Source organism: Leptolyngbya sp. FACHB-541 (genome assembly GCF_014695875.1).
Taxonomy (GTDB): Bacteria; Cyanobacteriota; Cyanobacteriia; order Elainellales; family Elainellaceae; genus JAAUTN01.
This window is the reverse complement of sequence record NZ_JACJPC010000052.1, coordinates 15,516-33,524: the sequence shown is the minus strand read 5'-3', so window position 1 is coordinate 33,524 and position 18,009 is coordinate 15,516. Positions and strand designations below refer to the sequence as shown.

At 48.3% G+C, this 18,009-nt stretch carries 17 protein-coding genes and 1 pseudogene; 12 read left to right on the top strand and 6 right to left on the bottom strand.

The features are described from left to right. The first annotated feature begins 102 nt into the window (after nt 1–102). Nucleotides 103–2,286, top strand: a complete 2,184-nt coding sequence (locus H6G00_RS11680; RefSeq protein WP_190796860.1) for a GAF domain-containing protein — start codon at nt 103–105, stop codon at nt 2,284–2,286. A gap of 31 nt (nt 2,287–2,317) precedes the next feature. On the opposite strand, the gene H6G00_RS11675 is transcribed toward H6G00_RS11680, so the two are convergent. Then, nucleotides 2,318–3,571, bottom strand: coding sequence for an RNA polymerase sigma factor (locus H6G00_RS11675; protein ID WP_190796859.1), 1,254 nt, complete (start codon nt 3,569–3,571; stop codon nt 2,318–2,320). A 224-nt stretch (nt 3,572–3,795) separates the two neighbouring features. Here H6G00_RS11675 and H6G00_RS11670 point away from each other — a divergent pair, with 224 nt between their 5' ends. The 7 genes and pseudogenes from H6G00_RS11670 to H6G00_RS11645 all read left to right on the top strand — a co-directional run bounded on the left by H6G00_RS11670 (nt 3,796) and on the right by H6G00_RS11645 (nt 7,334). Next, nucleotides 3,796–4,152 (top strand): YciI family protein, encoded by a 357-nt coding sequence (locus tag H6G00_RS11670; RefSeq protein WP_190796858.1) that lies wholly within the window; start codon nt 3,796–3,798, stop codon nt 4,150–4,152. 96 nt (nt 4,153–4,248) lie between these two features. Beyond that, nucleotides 4,249–4,650: pseudogene (locus tag H6G00_RS36615) on the top strand (YciI family protein); the annotation flags it as partial. After that, nucleotides 4,642–5,073, top strand: coding sequence for a nuclear transport factor 2 family protein (locus H6G00_RS36610; protein ID WP_347278173.1), 432 nt, complete (start codon nt 4,642–4,644; stop codon nt 5,071–5,073). The pseudogene H6G00_RS36615 and the gene H6G00_RS36610, both read left to right, overlap by 9 nt. Before the next feature lie 86 nt (nt 5,074–5,159). Then, complete coding sequence (locus H6G00_RS11660) at nt 5,160–5,603, top strand: nuclear transport factor 2 family protein (RefSeq protein WP_190796856.1); 444 nt, start codon at nt 5,160–5,162, stop codon at nt 5,601–5,603. A 94-nt stretch (nt 5,604–5,697) separates the two neighbouring features. After that, nucleotides 5,698–6,108, top strand: coding sequence for a VOC family protein (locus H6G00_RS11655; RefSeq protein ID WP_190796855.1), 411 nt, complete (start codon nt 5,698–5,700; stop codon nt 6,106–6,108). A 79-nt stretch (nt 6,109–6,187) separates the two neighbouring features. Continuing rightward, on the top strand, nt 6,188–6,589 hold the full coding sequence (locus H6G00_RS11650; RefSeq protein ID WP_190688900.1) for a VOC family protein: 402 nt from the start codon (nt 6,188–6,190) through the stop codon (nt 6,587–6,589). Nucleotides 6,590–6,605: 16 nt separating this feature from the next. Beyond that, the gene (locus H6G00_RS11645) at nt 6,606–7,334 is read left to right on the top strand and encodes a DUF899 domain-containing protein (RefSeq protein ID WP_190796854.1); all 729 of its coding nucleotides are present in this window, start codon (nt 6,606–6,608) and stop codon (nt 7,332–7,334) included. Nucleotides 7,335–7,420: 86 nt separating this feature from the next. On the opposite strand, the gene H6G00_RS11640 is transcribed toward H6G00_RS11645, so the two are convergent. Then, nucleotides 7,421–8,911, bottom strand: a complete 1,491-nt coding sequence (locus H6G00_RS11640; protein ID WP_190796853.1) for a peptidase S10 — start codon at nt 8,909–8,911, stop codon at nt 7,421–7,423. Between the two features lie 467 nt (nt 8,912–9,378). Here H6G00_RS11640 and H6G00_RS11635 point away from each other — a divergent pair, with 467 nt between their 5' ends. Beyond that, on the top strand, nt 9,379–9,921 hold the full coding sequence (locus tag H6G00_RS11635) for an HNH endonuclease (RefSeq protein ID WP_190688889.1): 543 nt from the start codon (nt 9,379–9,381) through the stop codon (nt 9,919–9,921). A gap of 256 nt (nt 9,922–10,177) precedes the next feature. Next, nucleotides 10,178–11,002 (top strand): NADPH-dependent oxidoreductase, encoded by an 825-nt coding sequence (locus H6G00_RS11630; protein ID WP_190796885.1) that lies wholly within the window; start codon nt 10,178–10,180, stop codon nt 11,000–11,002. An 82-nt stretch (nt 11,003–11,084) separates the two neighbouring features. Here the strand turns inward: H6G00_RS11630 and H6G00_RS11625 are convergent, their stop codons facing one another. After that, a complete protein-coding gene (locus tag H6G00_RS11625) occupies nt 11,085–11,408 on the bottom strand; it encodes a hypothetical protein (RefSeq protein WP_242042234.1) in 324 nt (107 codons plus the stop codon). Between the two features lie 123 nt (nt 11,409–11,531). Here H6G00_RS11625 and H6G00_RS11620 point away from each other — a divergent pair, with 123 nt between their 5' ends. Continuing rightward, nucleotides 11,532–12,317: a class I SAM-dependent methyltransferase gene (locus H6G00_RS11620; protein ID WP_190646531.1), complete on the top strand. Its 786-nt coding sequence runs from the start codon at nt 11,532–11,534 to the stop codon at nt 12,315–12,317. A gap of 34 nt (nt 12,318–12,351) precedes the next feature. On the opposite strand, the gene H6G00_RS36605 is transcribed toward H6G00_RS11620, so the two are convergent. The 3 genes from H6G00_RS36605 to H6G00_RS11605 are packed head-to-tail and all read right to left on the bottom strand — an operon-like array spanning nt 12,352 to nt 15,734. Next, nucleotides 12,352–13,278 carry a transglutaminase family protein gene (locus H6G00_RS36605; RefSeq protein WP_190796852.1) on the bottom strand — a complete coding sequence of 309 codons (927 nt, stop codon included), beginning with the start codon at nt 13,276–13,278 and terminating at the stop codon, nt 12,352–12,354. Between the two features lie 7 nt (nt 13,279–13,285). Then, complete coding sequence (locus H6G00_RS11610; RefSeq protein ID WP_190796851.1) at nt 13,286–14,245, bottom strand: alpha-E domain-containing protein; 960 nt, start codon at nt 14,243–14,245, stop codon at nt 13,286–13,288. Between the two features lie 58 nt (nt 14,246–14,303). After that, nucleotides 14,304–15,734 (bottom strand): circularly permuted type 2 ATP-grasp protein, encoded by a 1,431-nt coding sequence (locus tag H6G00_RS11605; RefSeq protein ID WP_190796884.1) that lies wholly within the window; start codon nt 15,732–15,734, stop codon nt 14,304–14,306. Nucleotides 15,735–16,117: 383 nt separating this feature from the next. Between H6G00_RS11605 and ggt the strand changes: the two genes are divergently transcribed. Beyond that, nucleotides 16,118–17,917 carry a gamma-glutamyltransferase gene (gene ggt, locus H6G00_RS11600; protein WP_190796850.1) on the top strand — a complete coding sequence of 600 codons (1,800 nt, stop codon included), beginning with the start codon at nt 16,118–16,120 and terminating at the stop codon, nt 17,915–17,917. The last annotated feature ends 92 nt before the right edge of the window (nt 17,918–18,009 follow it).

The window sequence follows — 18,009 nt, the reverse complement described above, 5'->3', positions numbered from 1 at the left end:
ATTCTAAAAATTTCCTTAAGAGCAGATTAGAAAACTTAAACATATACCTTCGATTAAAGCGTTCAACTGCGTTCTGGCGGGGCATCCTAGATATACCCTGTAATGACTCCACTTATTCCCCAAGTGCGCCTACTCCTGGTTGATGACAGTCCCGACGATCGCCTTCAGGTTATCCATATTCTGCGGCGTGAATTTCCCGGTTTACAAGTTGAGCAGGTCAATGATTCTGACAGCCTTCACCAAGCTCTAATGATGGATGGCTTTGATATTGCCATTACAGACTATCGCTTGCGTTGGACGGATGGAATCAGTGTTCTTGAAAAGATTAAATATCGCTATCCAGATTGTCCTGTCATTATGTTGACTGCCAGCGGCACAGAGGAAGTGGCAGTTACGGCACTCAAAGCAGGGCTAGATGACTACTTAATAAAATCACCTAAGCACTATAGTCGGTTACCTAATGCCGTCCGTTTGGCAATCAACCATGCTCGGTACGCCGTCGAACAGCGATGGCAAGCCCAACAAGAGCAGTTGATTACTAGGATCGCCCAACATATTCGACAATCGCTAGATTTAGAAACAATTTTGAGCACGACAGTTGTTGAAGTTCAGCGATTTTTACAAAGCGATCGCGTCTGCATTATCCGTCTCAACCCAGATTGGAGTAGAACCTTAATCGTGGATGCGACTGCCAAAGGGACATCCTCAGTGGCTGGAGTTACCTTTCCTAGTGATCCTGACTTTGATGAGCGTTATGCTCAATTCTTTCATGAGGGTCAACCCGTCGTGATTGATCAAATTGCTAGTGCTAACGTCACACCTCAGCTCCGGAGTGACCTTCAGCAAATGCAAGTCCAAGCCGCTTTAGCAGTTCCTATCTTGCAGGGCAATAACCTATGGGGGTTGCTCGTGGCTCACCATTGCTCAGTGCCTCGGCAATGGAAACCAGTTGAGACAAGTTTACTCCAGCATTTGGCGACCCAGTTGGCGATCGCCATTCAACAGTCCGAGCTGTACCAACAGGTGCAACGGCTGAATGCCCAGTTAGAACAACAAGTAGAAGAGCGAACAGCTCAACTTCAGCAAGCTTTTCAGTTTGAGGCAACGTTGAAGCGCATTACCGATAAAGTGAGAGATTCGCTCGATGAAGATTATATTCTGCAAACTGCTGTTGAGGAGTTAGCAAAAGCGATCGGTGTGAATTGCTGCAATGCGGCCGTGTACGATCTCGAACAGGGAACTTCTGTAATTCGCTGTGAGTATTCTACTGAAGATAAGTACCTGCAAGAAAAAACTATTCAAATGGCAAATTTCCCTCAAGGGTACAACCAACTGTTGAAAGGGCAATATTTCCAACACTGCTCAACGCAACCCCATCCCCGACGAGGACGGGTTGCTATGTTTTCTTGTCCGATTTTGGATGATGAAGGTGTGATGGGTGATCTGTGGTTGATTCACCATGCCGATTACGGCTTTAGTGAACAGGATATTCGCCTGGTTCAGCAAGTTGCCAATCAGTGCGCGATCGCCCTTCGACAGTCTCGTCTCTATCAAGCAGCACAGACGCAGGTCAAGGAGTTAGAGAAGCTCAACCGCCTCAAAGATGATTTTCTCAGTACCGTCTCTCATGAGTTGCGAACCCCCGTTACTAACATGAAGATGGCTATCCAAATGCTGCAAGTTGCTCGGACAGACCAACAGCGACAGCGCTACCTGGAAATTTTGCGATCGGAGTGTAACCGGGAAACTGCACTGATTAGTGACTTGCTGGATCTACAACGATTAGAAACTTTATCAATTCCTGGAACTTTAGATGAGCCAATTGACCTGATAGACTGGCTTCCTCGCATCATCGAACCGTTTCAAAATCGGACTCAAGAGCAGCAACAGCACCTCGAAGTTGATGTCTCCCCTGACCTTCCTCGATTACGGGTTAGCCGTACTCACTTAGAACGAGTTCTCGCTGAGTTGTTAAACAACGCCTGTAAGTACACGCAGGCAAATGGGACGATTCACTTCAAAGCTCAAGCTGTTCTTGCGGCTTCAACAGCAGGATCTGTAGTGGAGTTCACGATTAGTAATACAGCAGAAATTGTAGAAACTGAGTTATCTCATATTTTTGAGAAGTTCTACCGGATTCCGAATGCAGATCCTTGGGGACAAGGAGGTACAGGATTGGGACTGGCACTGGTGCAAAAGTTAGTTACTCACTTAGGTGGCACGATTGCGGTTACTAGTACTCAGGGCTGGACGACGTTTTCTGTGCAGCTACCGTGCTCTCGCTAACACAACACTCATGTTGTCCCCTTCACAACCGTTAGGGCTGTACTTCGCGCAGCCGACGCTCCAGGAAGCGACGCTCACTGTCATTTGTAACGAGTTCCAGTGCTCGTCTATAGCTCTGGGTCGCTTCCTCTAATGCGCCGACCCGCCGCGATAAATCTGCACGGGTGGCATGAAACAGGTGGTAGCTGTCGAGTTCGCTAGCAAGCCTATCAATGAGTTCAAGTGCTGGCTGGGGACTGTCTACCATCGCGATCGCCACTGCCCGATTCAATGAAACGATCGGTGATGGCTGCAAGCGCTCCAGCACCTCGTAAAGCCGCACAATCTGCGCCCAGTCGGTTTCTTCGGCTCGTGTTGCCTGGCAGTGGAGGGCTGCGATCGCCGCTTGCAGGGCATAAACACCCGTTCCGCCGCGCAACCCTTCTTCTACTAGTGGCAACGCCTCAGCAATCTGTTGGTGATTCCAACGACTGCGATCCTGATCCTCCAGCAAAATCAGATCGCCTGTCTCATCCAAGCGCGCATCCCGCCGTGAGTCGTGCAGCAACATCAGTGCCACCAGTGCCGTGACTTCTGAAGGAGGTTGAGGTGCCATCAATTGCCGCACCAGTTGCCCCAAACGAATCGCTTCTGTGCAGAGGTCAGCCCGCACCATTATTTCGCCTTTGGTCGCCGCGTAGCCCTCATTAAAGATGAGATAAATCACTGTCAGTACTGCCTCTATCCGAGGAGAGAGATCAGCCACCTCTGGCACCTTGTAAGGAATGCCAGCATCCCGGATCTTGCGCTTGGCACGTACCAACCGTTGCGCTAGTGTCGCTGTCGGTACAAGAAACGCGCGGGCAATTTCATCGGTTTCCAGTCCGCCTAACATCCGCAGCGTTAGAGCAACCTGGCTTTCGATCGCCAGTGCTGGGTGACAGCAAGTAAAGATCAGGCGCAAGCGATCGTCTGGAATTTCATCACTGTCATAAGTTGGCTCCTCACTACTAGGAATCAACCCAGATGCCGCATACCATTCTAATTTCTCCGTGAGTCGCGTTCGTCGTCGGAGGCGATCGATTGCCTTGTATCGAGCGGTTCGGATAATCCAGGCGCGGGGAAGATCGGGAATCCCGCTGGTTTGCCACTGATTCACAGCCGCCGCAAACGCTTCTTGTGCTGCTTCTTCAGCGATGTTGAAATCTCCAATCAACCGAATCAGGATGGCGACAATTCGTCCCCACTCCGCCCGGTAGACAGAGGCGATCGCCTGAGTAACATCCGATTTTGTGGTTGGAGCCATACCTGTCACAAAAAAAATTGGGCAAGGTGTCGATTTGAGCAGTTGCCGTTCGACTGACTTACAAAGGAGGCAACAGAAGCAAATTCGATCGTACTTTATAGTACATCTGATCGCATCTATCGCATCTGCCGAGAAAAATTTTGGGTGAGGTGTCGATTTAAGTCATTGCCGTTCGACTCACCTACAAAGGCAAAGAATCAAAGGTAAAGAATGGAGGCAACCGAATGAAATATTTGCTGCTGATATACATGGACGAAAATGTCCTGAGTGAAACCGAGCGAGAGCACTGCTACGTGGAATCAGCACAACTCGCGCAGGAACTTAACTCGAAGGGACAATACCTGGCAACCGCTCCCCTTCACCCCGTTGCAACGGCAACCAGCGTTCGGGTACGTGACGGCAAATCACTGGTGACTGACGGTCCGTTTGCTGAAACCCGTGAACAACTGGGCGGATTTTTTCTGATTGATGCTCAGGATTTGGATGAGGCGATCGCGATCGCCGCTCAGATTCCAGGGGCACGAGTTGGCACCGTCGAAATTCGTCCCGTGCTTGAAGTTGCGGGATTACCAAAGAGTTAGTGCCTGCTTGTTTCAGTTCGCCTAATTCTACCAATTCTTCAACTCCAATAGTTCAGAATCCTTACCCCACAAACTGCAGTCCGAGGAGATATTCCAATGCGATTTATGTTGCTCATGATTCCCCAAGGCTACGAGAATGCGGCTCCTGGAGCTATGCCCGATGCCAAAGCGGTTGAAGCCATGATGAAGTACAACGAAGCACTTCAACAAGCTGGCGTACTGGTTTCCCTTGAAGGGCTTCACCCGCCCTCAATGGGTGCGCGAATTACCTTCAATGGGGGAAACCCAAAAGTGATGGAAGGAGTTTCCCCGAATGTGAAAGAGGTGCTGGGTGGCTACTGGATGATTCAAGTGAACTCAAAAGAGGAAGCCATTGAGTGGGCTTCTCGCTGTCCTGCCTCAGATAACGAGACGATCGAAATCCGTCAAGTGCAAGAATTTGAGGATTTCTCTGAAGATGTTCAGCAAGCCGCAGCTGGATTTGTGGAAATGGAAGCACAGGGAACGACTCGATCAACCGATGAAGCTTTAATCCGAGAACTGTTAGAAAAATGGGCAGATGCAACCCGTTTGGGAAAGCATGATGAAGTTCTGGTTTTCCATGCATCAGATGTCACGATCTTCGATGTGTTGCCTCCGCTGAAGTATGAGGGAGCCGATGCTTATCGCAAAAGCTGGGACGAGTGGCAGCCCACAACCGAAAGTTCCGGTCAGTTTGAAATTCACGATCTCAAAATCACTGCGGGTCAGGACGTAGCGTTCGCGCATTGCTTGATCCACTGCGGGGGTACTCAACCCGATGGTGGGACATTTGAAGATTGGGTACGTGCCACGTTTTGCCTCCACAAATTAGCGGGGAAGTGGTTAGTCACTCATCAACATATTTCAATGCCAATCGGCAAACAATCGGGGAACCGTTAGTCGTGCCCTGTAACCCCAACTCATTTTGTCGCTAGCTCAGATCTCGACGCCTAAAATTTCTAACTTCAAACCAAGGAGATTCTTCAATGACAGTTGCAAACATCAACACAAACCACGAAGCTCAAATTCGCCAACTAATTAGCGATCAACAGCGTGCCATTTGCGCCAAAGACGTGGATCAAATCATGTCTCATTATGCCAATGAGGTCATTCTCTTCGATGTCAAACCTCCATTCCAAACCAAAGGCAAAGACGCAGTTCGTCAAATCTGGGAAGACTGTTTGCCTTACTTTCCAAACTCTTTCGAGATGGAAACACGAGACCTCACCATTGCTGTTAATGACAACTTAGCTACTGCCCACTGGTTGTTTCACTTTACAGGGGAGCAAGACCATCCTGCAATGAAAATGTGGCTACGCGCCACTGCTGTTTACCAGAAAAATCAGGGCAACTGGCAGATTTTACATGAACACATTTCGGTGCCATTTGCTCCAGAGACCTCTCAAGCGGTCTTCACGCTTAACCCGTAGAAACATGGTACGAGCGGGTTTGGTAGACCCATTGAATACCTCAAAGCAATCAATGTAATCCCTCCCTAGAGGAACTAACCCACAAGAGGACATCATGAAAATTAATCCTTATCTCATGTTCAACGGTAATTGCGAGGCAGCGTTCAACTTTTATCAGCAGTGTCTCGGCGGCAAGATCACGATGATGATGCCTCACAAAGAGGCACCCTCAGCAGAACATGTTTCCCCTGAATGGCATGACAAAATCATGCACGCCTGTCTTGATCTGGGCGATCGCCTCCTGATGGGGTCTGACAGTCCACCTGAATATTCTGAAACTGCTCAAGGCTTCTACGTGCAGATCAGCGTTGCTGAGCCAGCGGAAGCAGAACGAATTTTTCACGCTCTGGCAGAAAACGGCAAGGTAAAGATGCCGATCGAGCAAACCTTTTGGTCTATCCGTTTTGGAATGTTGATCGACCAGTTCGGTACGCCCTGGATGGTTAACTGCGATCAGGTTGCTTAACCCGTTGTAATCTCCCTTAAACTCCATCCTCAACGCTTTTCTACCAATACATCTGCAACAAATCATCCCAGGAAAAAACATGACTACCCAAATTTTCGTCAACCTACCCGTCAACGACCTCAAGCAATCAATCGAGTTCTTTACGCAACTTGGTTTCCAGTTCAATCCTCAATTCACTGACGAAACTGCCACCTGCATGATTGTTTCCGAAACTATCTTCGTCATGCTCTTGACCCATGAGAAGTTCAAGACCTTCACACCAAAGGCGATTTGTGATGCCAAGCAAAGTACCGAAGTGTTGGTGTGCTTATCTGCTGAGAGTCGAGAAAAAATTGATGACATGGTTCGCAAAGCGATCGCAGCCGGTGGAACCACTCACAGCGAACCCCAAGACCACGGCTTCATGTACGCACACGGGTTTCAAGATTTAGATGGACACATTTGGGAACTGATGTACATGGAACCCAGCGCAATTAACTAATCGAAGGAGATTCACAATGATTAAGAACGAAATTGCGCATCCAAAAATTGTTGAGCAAAATGAGTGGCTCACTGCTCGTAAAACCCTGCTTGAACACGAGAAAGAATATACCCGGCAACGCGATCGCATTAATGCCGAGCGACGCAGACTACCCATGATCAAACTTGAGAAGGACTACACCTTTGAAGGATCAAATGGTTCCGTCAAACTAATTGATTTATTTGATGGACGTACCCAACTCATCATTTACCACTTTATGTTTGCTCCGGAGTGGGAGAAAGGCTGTATGGGCTGTACAGGCTATGTTGATGCTCTCGGTGCTCTGTCAATGCTGAGCGATCGCGACACAACATTCGTGCTGGTTTCCCGTGCCCCACTGCCCAAACTTGAAGCCTACAAAACACTCAAAGGATGGACTGTCCCCTGGTATTCCTCCTTTGGCAGTGATTTCAACTATGATTTCCATGTCACGTTAGATGAAAACATCGCACCCATCGAGTACAACTATCGGGACAAAGCTGAGTTAGAGAGAAGGAATGGCTCAAATGTGATGCAGGGCGAGAGTCATGGACTTAGCGTTTTCTTCCGCATTGGTGACGATGTGTTCCACACGTACTCGACTTATGGTCGTGGTGTTGAATCACTCACGGATTCCTACAGCTTGCTGGATATGACTCCCTACGGGCGGCAAGAGGATTTTGAAGACTCTCCCCCAGGTTGGCCCCAGCAGCCGACGTATGGATAATTTCGTGGGGGCATGGCATTACCATGCCCCCACAGAGGAGATCGAGATCCGTGAATTATATCCGCATTCAGCAATGCCGATTTTCCCTAATTCTGAGCGATCGCCCGATGATAGAACTGTGTCATTTCAGCAAACCATTCTTGCCGAGAAGCTTCCCAGGTGTAAAACATGTGTCCACCTTGAAAATGTTTGATGGTTAGATTAGGGCGAACTTCTGGATCGAGTTTCATCAAATCTGCAAGATGGTTGGAGGAAAAGTAGGGCGTGACCAAATCAAATAGTCCATGAGTGATGTAAACCTGCATGTAAGAATTGAGCGTCATGCCCACACGCAAATCATCGACTGCACCAATAAAGCCTTGTTTTAACCCACCTTTGAGTTCAAATTTCCAGGCTTTGAAGGTTTCAAAATTGAGCAAATGATAGGTTAAGTTTGTCTCAACTCCTAAAGTGCCGCGTAAGTGACTGTTAATTGCTCCTGTAAATAACCGATCCAAACTGTCCAGGGTTGGATCGGTTCCTTCATAGAGAGGGCGATCGGGAAAGGGATCAATTGCCGTAATTGAGGCATCATATAAACCCACAATGCGCTGCTGGTCGCGGAGCAGTTCTCTAGCAAATACATCAATGCCAATCCGTCCACCTTGGCGAGTAATGAGATCGATTGGCAGACCCACTAAATCGGCAAACTCCTGATAAACCTGTTGTCGCTCACTACTGGGTAAGGTATCTCCCAGTGCCAAGAGTGGAATTAGCGTTCTGCGGGCAAATACTTCGGCGGCAGCGAGATGAGTTTGCAAGTTTTCACCCACCAATTGAGCGCGATCGTGATGGGCAGCCGCTCCCGCCATTGAGGGAAGTACTGCCGCCCAGGATGTTAAGTTGTAATCGGTTCCTTCTAATAAACTGAACTCCAGAACAGGTGAAATCAGAATTGCCCCTGATAACCCTACACCAAAGTCTTGTTGCAGTTTACGCGCTAGTTTTGCGACCCGAAACCCACCATAACTTTCGCCTGCAATGAAAATAGGAGACAGCCAGCGATTGTGCTTTGAGAGGAAGGTTTGGATAAATTCTGCCAGTGCTTTTAAGTCTCGTTCTACTTCCCAAAACTCAGTTTCTTTCTCTTCTGGGTTTTCAGATTTTGTCTTTTCGTCCGCTTTCGCATCATCTTTCTCTGACGGCACTGCCCGACTAAAGCCTGTTCCCACTGGATCGATGAACACCAGATCTGTAAAGCTCAACCAACTTTCTAAATTGTCTACAACTTTAACGGGAGGTTGAGGTAAGGTGCCTTTCTGACCAAACGCAACTCGTTTTGGACCTAACGCGCCCATGTGTAGGTAGGCAGAGGCAGCACCGGGACCACCATTAAATACAAAAGTGAGTGGACGAGGAGTGGAGTCTTGATTGTCTACCAGATAGGCGACATGAAAGAGTTCGGCGATCGCCTTCTCGCGCTCATATAAGGGTTGCCACTGGGCGATCGCGGTGTAATGAATCTCTCCACTAGGCAGGGAAAGAACGTGATTGGTGGTGCTAGATTGACGAGTTGTAGGAGTGGTGGAATCGGACATAGTGATGCTTGAAACCCAACGTGATCTCTCATCAATTAAACGTTAAAAGGTGCAGATAGGAATAATGGAACGATTTAATTTTAATGAAAAGGTGGACAGTTGAGTACTACAAGTGTAGTATAAAAACAGCCAAGTTTGTAATACAACTCTTACAGCCTTCGATGATACGCATTCTTCTCGCCACCTTATGCAACCCCATGCTGTGCCTAACCCACAAGGGTTTGAGCTGTATATCGGCGATGTTTGCGCTAACGGGAACGTATCGATTGGGTGGCGGTACTGGCAGTGAAGGCATTAATAGAGCGATTTATTCAGGCTCCGTTAGCGTCAGATGGTTTACAGAACAATTGACCAAAAGCGGCAGGTGCAGGCAAGCCTAACACCCACATCGGGAAATCTATACCAACTTCCCTAGCCCCCGCTTCTGGTCATCAGAGGTGGGGGTTGTCTTTTGAGGAGCGAAGTTTATGCAGGTGACACAACGGAGTGAGTACAGGCAACCCCAAGTCCTTCAAAACCAAGTAGTAGTGTTCTCTAAAAATTACCTACCCTTGGCGCGGATTAACATCAAGCGGGCGATCGTGCTTCTGGTTACAGGTCAGGCGGAATCTCTAGGATTTGGCAACACTCAGCAGTGGGAAGTGCGATCGCCCAGCATCGTACTACAAATCCCTGAACATATCCGTTTGACGAGTGGCAATCCCGAACGTCACTGGAAAGCACCTCCAGTGAATCGTCGGGAAGTTTTCCGGCGCGATAACCACATTTGCCAGTACTGTGGCAGCCCGAAGCGGCTCACGCTTGATCACGTTATTCCTCGCTCGAAAGGTGGAACTCACACTTGGGATAATGTAGTAGCGGCTTGTGAGAAATGCAATTCAGCGAAGGGCGATCGCCTCTTACACGAAACCGCGATGGTACTGAGAACTAAACCGAAAGCACCGATTCACTCTGCCATTGCGTTTGCCGAGCAATTCTGGAAAGAGCAACATGATACCAACCTGATTTGAAGATGTTGCAAAGATGGGTCAGGGCGCATCGCAGTGCGCCCTGACAGAAGTTGACATGTCCCGAAATCTGTTTAAATCAATATGATTTGGCGTGAAGGATACAAGTATTCCTGCACCAAGGCAGACCCACACATAGCAAGGTGAGGGACAGTTAGCGTCAGAATCAGGTGAACTCGACAGGATGAAACGTGCGATCGATGCAAAGGTAAGGAGCGGTGTTTTACCATACCTCTGTCCAATTCACCTATCTTTACGTATGAACCCGCCCAACCCAATCAATCTGATTCAGGAACGCTACGGTATCCGTGCATTCGATCCAGAACGGTGGAATGAGACGTTAACAGCCCTGCTCTCTCACCGCTCAGTGCGTGCCTATCTGCCAGATCCCTTGCCGCCTCACACCCTGGAGACCCTGGTCGCGGCTGCCCAATCTGCTGCCACATCCTCAAACCTGCAAACCTGGAGCGTTGTGGCGATCGCCGATCCAACACGAAAAGACACTCTTGCTCAACTGGCAGGGAATCAGGCACACATTCGCCAATGTCCCTTGTTTCTAGTCTGGTTAACTGACCTGGCACGGCTGCATCAGCTTGCCTCACAGCGAGGACTAACTGCCGAAGGGTTAGATTACCTGGAGATGTTTTTGACAGCCACGGTTGATGCTGCCCTGGCAGCGCAGAATGCAACGGTTGCCGCCAAATCTTTGGGGCTGGGCACCGTTTACATTGGCGGAATGCGAAACCATCCCGAACAAGTTGCCGAAACACTCCAGCTCCCACCCCATCTGTTTGCAGTTTTCGGACTGTGCGTGGGATATCCTGACCCCGCTAAACCTGCTGCCATTAAACCTCGTCTACCTCAGGCAGCGGTACTCCACCACGAAACATACAATATCGCGCAGCAAGAAGGGGCGATCGCCCAGTACAACGAAATCATGCAACAGTTTTATCAGTCTCAGCAGATGAATGTAACTGGCGATTGGGTAGAACATTCCCTCAAACGAGTTGCAACAGGACAGGCATTAAGTGGACGCGATCGCTTGAAAGAAATCCTACAGCGTCTCGGGTTTCCGCTGCGTTAGGCTACCAATCATCCCTGACATGTGAAAACACAACAAACCAACAAGCAGGACAGTTCTTGGAACTCACTCTCTGTTGACTGCTCTAAATCTTGCCTTCAAATCGCTGGTTCCAGATGATATTACCCACTACGTTAACGGCTAAGGTGATGGTTCCCACAATTAACGCTAGCGAGGGATTGTAGCCGCTACGACTCAGGTTTTTCATCCACAAATGAGTCAAATCGGATGACACTAACCCATCTGCAATGAGGGGAAATAGATACATCAGTGCTGCACCAATAATGAGCCAACCCACCATAGAGGTAAGCAGAAAAACGGTTTTGGCTGTAGATTGGCTACCCATGAGCGATCGCAGTAAACAACTAACGTCAAGATTATCATGACGATGCGCTGTGTTGGTACTCATGCAGTTGGTGGGCGATCGCTCAAATCGATGACTACTGCGTCATGGTATGGTTTTGCTGATATCCTTATTGTCTCTGAATGCAAGCTAATTTCGGTCGAAAGCAAAACTCAGGCATGACCCTTCATGCTTGACGAGAATAATAGAAAGCTCTACAAAGCCCGTAGTATCGTCCAGCATTACACTCAGTTGAGGATGCTACAGCCTGCTGAACAAACTGTTCTTGATCGGTTTCAAAATCAATGGTCGAGTATAAGAATGCTCGATATTGGAGTAGGTGGAGGGCGCACAACCCAACACTTCTCTAAATTAGTGCTGGAGTATGTTGGTATTGACTACTCTACAGAGATGATTGGGGCTTGCCAAAGGCGTTTTGCAGCATCCTCTGACACAGCTTTTGAAGTTTGTGATGCTAGAGATATGAGTCGATTTAAGGATAATACTTTCGATTTTATTATGTTTAGCTTTAATGGCATTGATTATGTTTCTCACAGCGATCGGTTGAAAGTGCTTCAAGAAGTGAGCAGAGTGAGTAAACCCGGAGGCTATTTCTTCTTCTCCAGCCATAACCTCCAGCGGATAGAACGAGAGTTTAACTGGAGAAATCAAATGAGCCTGAACCCGATCACAACCTATGTCAATTTGGTGATGTTGACTTTATTACGCTGCTTCAATTACTCAACGACTTTGGAGCAGTTAAGTCTATCTACACACGCCACTATTAAAGACGAGTCTCACAACTTTCGCTTAAAAACTTACTATGTTAGACCTCAAGAACAAATTAACCAGTTAGAAACTAACTTTAGCAATATCCAAGTTTATTCTTGGAAAAATGGGTTGGAGCTTAAAACTAAAAATGAGTGGTCCGCTAATACTGATATGTGGCTTTACTACCTGTGTACAATCAAATAATTCACTTCTATAGCATTGGGTAAAAAGATCTGTTTCAAGGTTTTACCAGAGCAGCGGCGATAGATAAGTGATACTGCATTTCTGATTTTGTCCCTACACCCTGTTTTAAGCTACCCACGATCGGAACCGTTTGACGGGCAAAAGGGCTAGCAACTAGTGCAATGTGATGGTCGGCTACAGCTAAGCCCTGAGTAGGGTCATAGCCACGCCAGCCAGCCCCTGGCAGGTAAACTTCTGCCCAAGCATGGAGATGATGTTCTTGAGAAGGTGTAGGTTGAGTATCTGTTTGGCGATCGCCCCCTTCACCCTCTGCCTCTTTTGGCTCATCCGACTGATAGCCACTTACAAATCGAGCCGCCAGTCCGATCGCCCGACAGGTTTCAACAAACAGCACTGCCAGGTCGCGACATGAACCTGACTTCTGCGTCCAGGTGATACCAGCCGGAAACGGTTCACCCGTTTCTCGCACGATATATTTGCAGCTTTCGTGAATCCGCTGGTTGAGCGTGGTGAGAAAAGAAATGGTATTGTTCGTATCTTGCCAAATCTCCTCAGCCAGTTGAACTGCAACCGGATCAACGCTGCTCGAAAAGTAAAGGAATTGTCCCCCTAAATAAGGTTGTAACTGCGTCAGGAGTGAAGCAGGATAGTTAACCGGGAGTTGGATAGCCCAGGATTCTACTAAATAGTCAAAGGGGTTTGTGCGAAAGGTCTCAACTTCTGAAGTGGTGGTGATGGTGAGCGTGGCGATCGCCTCTTCTGCAAACCACAGTCGCAGTTCTGCATTGCCATCCATGTCAATATTTTCGACGACTCGAATTGGTTGTGGATCAGTTTCTAGTGAGAAACGGTGCAGCGTTTGAGCGACATCAGAACGAGGACGCAATCGCAGCACATGAGGAGACAAGGTGACTGGATGCTCGTAGCTGTAAGTCGTGACGTGAGTAATTTTGTAATACACAGTTTAATTACTGAACTTGGTGCATGGGTTCTAAGGCAAAAAAGGTCTTGAACATCTTTTCTCCAACGCTGTTAATTCGGCTTTGCAGGTCGTCCAGAAACTGATGTAAGCCTCGCTGGTTAATTTCTTCAATTGTCAGGTAGTCTAGCTCAGAGCGCAGTCTTCCTAACGTTCGCTCAACTGGATTTTGCCAGGTGCCCGGTAAGCAACCCGTGATTTGATAGAGCGATCGCTCCGCCTGCAAGAGACAAAACTGAATGGAGCGAGGAAACTCACGATCTAAAATTAAAAACTCTGCCACATCATTTGGGGTAATCCGATGTTGGCATTTGCGATACATCTCATAGGCACTGGCAGATTTAAGCAATGCAATCCACTGCAACTCATCCAGTGCTGTTCCAACATCTTTCACCGACGGCAACAGAATGAAATACTTCACATCTAGAATTCGCGCTGTTTTATCTGCCCGTTCCAACAGTCTGCCGATTTGCCCAAAGTGCCAACCCTCGTTGTGAGTCATGGTGGCATCCATTACGCCTGCAAACAGATGACTGGCCATTTTCACCTCAGAAAAGAAGCCAAACAGTTCTGATAGCTGCTGCATTTGAGATGCTTCTTTCACCATCAGATAGAAGGCGTTGACCTGTTCCCACATTTCCGAGGAAATGATTTCTCGCACCGAGCGGGCATTCTCTCGCGCCGATCGCAAGCAGGACAAGATGGAGTTGGAATATTGATGGTCAAAGGTGAGAAAGTGAATTACATTTTCCGGAGTGAACTCACCATAGCGCTCCATAAACAAAGATAAGTCACCGGTTGTAACCACCAGCGGCTTCCACTGTTGAGCTACACCGACGGGAGAATCTAGCAGCAGGTTAAAGTTAACATCAACAAACCGAGCTACATTTTCTGCCCGTTCTACATAGCGATTGAGCCAGTAAATTGAATCTGCAACGCGACTTAACATAAGACATAAAAAATGAGTAAGGGTTGAGAGGGATAGGTGAGCAAATTCTAGGTTTTAACTATTGCACCACCCAGGTATCTTTGCTGCCACCCCCCTGAGATGAGTTGACCACCAGTGAACCTTTCCTCAACGCCACGCGAGTCAGCCCACCCGGAGTCACGTAAATGTCTTTGCCATAGAGGATGTAAGGACGTAAATCAACGTGGCGACCATCAAAATGATCGTCTAAGAAAGTGGGCATTCGCGATAGAGATAAGGTTGGTTGCGCGATGTAGTTGCGGGGGCTGGCTTTGATCCGTTCAGCAAACTCTTCACGCTGCTCAACAGTAGCGTGGGGCCCGACCAGCATTCCATAGCCACCTGATTCATTAGCAGCTTTGACTACTAGCTTATCCAAATTGGCTAATACATGTGACTGTTGGTCGGCTTCCCAGCAAAGATAAGTGGGAACGTTAGGCAACATCTGGTCTTCGTCCAGGTAGTAGCGAATAATTTGAGGCACATAGGCGTAAATTACTTTATCGTCTGCTACGCCTGTTCCTAAGGCATTGGCGATCGCTACCCGTCCTTGCTTATACACCTCGGTCAGCCCAGGAACACCCAATAACGAATCTGCTCGAAATGCCTTTGGATCAATAAAGTTATCATCTATGCGACGGTAAATCACATCAACTCGTTGCAGTCCTCTAGTCGTTCGCATTTGCAGATAGCCATCTGCCACCACCAGATCTCGCCCTTCGACCAACTCAATACCCATTTGCTGTGCCAGGAAGGAGTGTTCAAAGTAAGCAGAGTTGTAGATTCCAGGCGTTAGTACCACTACTGTAGGATCAGGCAAACCCGAAGAAGCCAGGTTTAACAGCGTTTCAAGGAGCTGACTGGCGTAATCATCAACTGGCTGAATTGCCATCGAGTTAAACACCAGGGGAAAGGTGTTTTTCATCACGCGCCGGTTTTCTAGCACATAGGAAACGCCAGAAGGACAGCGCAGGTTATCTTCTAGGACATACCATTGACCGCTGCGATCGCGTACCAGATCCGTCCCGGTAATGTGACACCAGATCCCCTGAGGTGGCTTCAACTCCATGCAGGGTTTGAGAAATCCCGACGCTGAATAAATTAGCTCAGCAGGAATTACTCCATCTTTGAGAATCTTCTGCTCTCCGTAGATGTCTGCTAAAAAAAGATTTAGAGCTTGAATTCGCTGTTTTAACCCTTGCTCCAGCCAGCTCCATTCCTGAGCTGAAACAATGCGTGGCACAATATCAAACGGAAAAATTCGCTCAGTTCCTTGATTGTCGCCATAGACATTAAACGTTACCCCTAGCTTAAACAAAGCATTCTGGGCAGCCTGCTGCCGTCGCTGAAGTTCTTGTAGAGTCAAGGACTGAATTCGCTCAATCAGCAGCGTGGCTTCGGCTCGGGGTTGCCCCTTTGCCGCAAATAGCTCATCGTAAAAGTCTCCGGGGTTATACTGGTCAATCACAATCAATAGTCCCTTTCAATGCTGCCAGGTGTTTGCTTTCATGCAACGCCACTCGCCTGAGCGCAAACGCTTCTTCAATTTATACCTATTCAATAGAGGGTAGTGGAAACTGCTGACTGTAATGGATGATACAGAAACAGTTTGAATGTAGCCTAAGCAGTATTGGTAATGGGCTGATACAGCGATTACTCACCCTAAATCCACCACCGTTGCGCCTTCACAGAGCCTAAAAATGAGTTGCAAACACAACTATCTTTGGATAGGTTTTCTAATACTTTTCTCCTGTTGGTGAAATCGAGTTTAGTAATAAGAGAGTTTGAACTGACTTAGGTTTCCCTATTGGCTCAACTCGTTTACCATACTCCGTATTCAAAAGGGGGTGAGAGATGAGACGACGACGAGTTATTGCCGTTTTGGCGATCGCCATTTTTTTAGGAATTGTATTGCTAACAGGCGCACCACCTCGTGCCCAGGAAGGAGCAGCAGCAGTTGCTAGAGGAAGGGGTGGGGCGGTTGCCTCAGTCGATGCAAGAGCAACCGAGGTTGGAATTGAAGTGCTACAGTCAGGCGGTAATGCAATTGATGCAGCGGTTGCGGCAGCGGCGGCACTGGGTGTAGTCGAACCCTTTTCGGCAGGAATTGGGGGTGGCGACTTTATGGTGATTTACCTGAAGGATGCCGATCGAGTGATCACATTGGATGGACGCGAACAGGCTCCCGCTTCTGCCAGTGTGGATATGTTTAACGATCCCAACAATCCAGGAGAACTGTTACCGTTTTCCCCCGATCGCATCAGCACCGGACTTGCTGTTGGTGTACCGGGCACCCCTCTAACTTGGGCAGAGGCTTTAAGTCGCTATGGCACGATCTCATTGGCAGAAGCTTTAGAACCTGCGATCGCCATTGCAGAAAACGGTTTCGAGGTAGATACAACCTTTGTCACTCAGCTTGAGCAGAATCAAGAGCGATTTGGTGCCTACATTCCTACCCGATCGCTTTACCTAGCGAATGGGCTGCCCGAAGTGGGTTCAACCTTTCGCAATCCAGATTTGGCAAAAACCTATCGACTGCTGGCTGAACAAGGCGTGAATGCGTTCTACCGAGGTGAGATCGCACAAGCAATTGTAGAAACGGTGCAAAACCCTCCCGCACAGGAAATTACACCCTTTGCCGCACTGCCGGGAGGAATGACTTTAGATGATTTGGATGAGTATCATTTACAGGTTCGTCCACCTGTGGCGACCGACTATCGCGGTTACACAATTTACGGTATGGGACTGCCCAGCAGTGGCGGCATTACTGGACTTCAAACGCTTAATTTAGCGGAAGGGTTTGACTTAGCTACACTCGATCGCGCTCAAGCTTTACACGCCATTATTGAATCTGAGAGGTTGGCATATGCCGATCGCTCTTCTTTTCTGGGCGATCCAGAGTATGTTGATGTCCCTCTTGCAGGTTTGTTGAGTGAAGAGTACACAGCGGAGAGGCGATTGCTAATCAGAAATACTGCCCCACCTGAAGGGAGCGAAGCCCGCACCACAGCAGGCAATCCATTACCCTATCAAACTGATCCTAGTCCCAGCATGACTGCCGCCACTCCTATTGCTCAAATTGGCGATCATGAGGGGCTTTCCACCACTCACCTAACCGTTGCCGATCGCTTTGGCAATGTCGTTTCCTACACACTCACGATTGAGTCTACGGGTGGCTCTGGCATTGTTGTCCCAGGATATGGATTTCTTCTCAACAATGAGTTAACTGACTTTGACCCCGAAAGTCCTCATCCCAACACCCCAGAACCGGGAAAGCGTCCACGCAGCAGTATGTCTCCAACGATCGCCTTTGCTCCAGATGGACAAGTGATAGCTTTTGGCTCTCCGGGTGGTTCAACCATCATCACAACAGTTCTAGGAATTGCCTTTAATGTATTTGACTTTGATCTACCGCTTGATGAGGCGATCGCCGCTCCTCGTATCTCTCAACGCAACGGAGGCGTAACTCAAGTAGATAGTGGCTTTGAAACTAGTGAGTTGGGGTTAGCCCTGGCCGAGTTAGGACATGTGCTGGAACCTGTTGCCGAAATTGGAGCCGCTACAGGTATAGCCATCAACCCTGACGGAACAATGATTGCAGCCGCAGAGCCAACTCGCCGAGGAGGTGGAGCAGCCCAAACCGTTGAACCGTAAAACAGTACAGACCTTATATCCTTATCCGAGTGTACTGGCGAAATAAAGAACTTACAGCCATCTTCAGATGAATAAGCCTTAGCGTAGAGGCG